The following is a 2,199-nucleotide window of genomic DNA, read 5'->3' as shown; positions in this document are numbered from 1 at the left end:
CCGCCTTTCTCATTTCAATGCCATGACGATTTAAAAAGGGCACAGTAAGAGAACCACCGCCGATGCCTGCTAACGTAGAGATAATACCAATAACGGTACCAGACAAGGTGGTCACCCAAGCTTTCGGCATCGGATGATTTGAGCGCGCTTGGATAGAAATCACCATTTGTATGGCAAGCAGTAAGACAATCACACCAAATACTTTGGGTAGATAATGGCTAGGGATCCACTCTGCCACGCCAGAACCTAAAAACCCACCAAGCAAAACTCCGGGTAACAACCATTTAACAACGAACAGATCAACATTACCTAACTTAAGATGATTAAGTGCTGAAGAGGCTGATGTAGCAATAATGCTGGCTAAAGACGTCGCGAGCGCCAAATGCATAACAATATCCGTTGCAATCCCAGCCTTAGGTAACAACCACAATAAAGCTGGCACTACGAGTAATCCCCCGCCGATGCCTAGCAAGCCAGCCAATAAACCCACAATAACGCCGAGTATGACCAGTAGAGCAATTAATTCGATTCCCACATTATATTCCTATTTCTTTCCCGCACGAATAAAGCCGGCAAAACCCAAACTTTCAAAATGAACCTGCATCATATTGTAAATGTCATGCCCATAGGATTGCATTAAGGCTTTCTGGGCTAATAACTGCAAGTCGCTACGCGCTGAGTGGCGAACTAAATACTTCACCTTAGCAACATTAGAAGCATTCATGCTTAACGTTGTGTAACCAAGACCGATCAATAACAACGCACCGATAGGGTCGCCCGCTAACTCACCACATACACAAACCGGAATCGAATATTGCAGACAAGTCTGTTGGATCTGTTTTAAAGCCATGATCACGGCTGGATGCATCGAGTCATAGACATCAGCAACGTGAGCATTGTTCCGATCAACGGCTAATAAATATTGCGTTAAGTCATTGGTACCAACAGATACAAAATCAATTTTATTGGCTATCATCGGTAGCAAGTAGAGCATTGATGGAACTTCGAGCATTATTCCTATTTTAGGCATCACAATACTGGCATCCAACTTGACCGCTTCTTGGTAAGCTTGCTGGATTAACGCATGAGTATCATCAAGTTCTTTTGCGCCAGAAACCATAGGCAATAAGATCCTAAGATTATGATGCTCACTATTCGCCCGCATCATCGCACGCAGTTGAATAAGAAAAATATCAGGATGATCAAGAGTAAAACGAATACCTCGCCAACCAAGAAACGGATTGTCTTCTTCGATTGGTAAATAAGGCAGAGGTTTATCACCTCCAACGTCTAAAGTTCTCATCACCACAGGGCGATCAGGATAAGCATCCAGTACTGCTCGATATTGTAAAATCTGTTCTTCTTCAGATGGAAAGCGATGCTGCAGTAAAAATGAGATTTCGGTCCGATATAGCCCAATGCCATCAATGCCTTGATTAATAGCAATGTTAGTATCGGCACTTAACCCTGCATTCAATAACAGCTCAATACGTGTTCCATCTTGGGTAAAGGCTGGTTCAAAAATCGCATCATTGACCATTTTTGATAGTTGCAGTTCTTCATATGCTAACGCCCGATACTCGGCTACAATCTGCTTTCCTGGTGAAATAAACAGTTTACCGCTGTACCCATCAACAATACCTCTTTTACCATTGATCTGCTTTAGGTTTAGCGAAACCCCCATAATGGCAGGTATACCAAGTGCACGGGATAAAATCGCAGCGTGTGAATTGGCCGCTCCCTCCAACGAGACAACCGCTAATAATTTATCTTTTGGTAATGTGGCCAAAATAGAAGCGGTAAGCTCACGAACAACCAAAATAATCGGTTTCTCGAGCTGCTGCTGCTCATGCTCAGTATTATAGAGAAAATAGAGTAGACGCTGGCCAAGCTCTCGAATATCTTGTGCTCGCTCACGCAAATACGCATCCGACATACGAGCAAACCGATTAGAGTAACTTTCAACGACCTGACGTAGAGCCCAATCTGCTCGGTCTCCTTTTTGGATCTGTGCTTTTAAATCATTGCCCAGCATGGGATCATTGAGTAAATGAGTAAAGAGATCAAAGATGGCTAATGCTTCTTTATTGATATCGTTATCAAGTTTTTTTCTTAATTTACGAAAATCACTCAGTGCACTTTCCATCGCTCGAGTAAGCCAAGCTTGTTCTTTTTCTACATCAAGTGTTGATGCAGGGC

2 protein-coding genes are annotated in these 2,199 nt (G+C 43.0%); both read right to left on the bottom strand.

What is annotated here, in order from left to right:
• On the bottom strand, window positions 1-535 hold a 535-nt coding region (locus tag B7C60_RS04725; protein ID WP_245868548.1), incomplete at its 3' end, for a sulfite exporter TauE/SafE family protein.
• A gap of 9 nt (window positions 536-544) precedes the next feature.
• Window positions 545-2,199 (bottom strand): phosphoenolpyruvate--protein phosphotransferase (ptsP, locus tag B7C60_RS04720; RefSeq protein WP_245868547.1); only part of this gene is annotated, 1,655 nt, incomplete at its 5' end.

The organism is Vibrio fujianensis (assembly GCF_002749895.1).
Taxonomy (GTDB): Bacteria; Pseudomonadota; Gammaproteobacteria; order Enterobacterales; family Vibrionaceae; genus Vibrio; species Vibrio fujianensis.
This window is presented reverse-complemented; position numbering and strand designations above follow the sequence as displayed.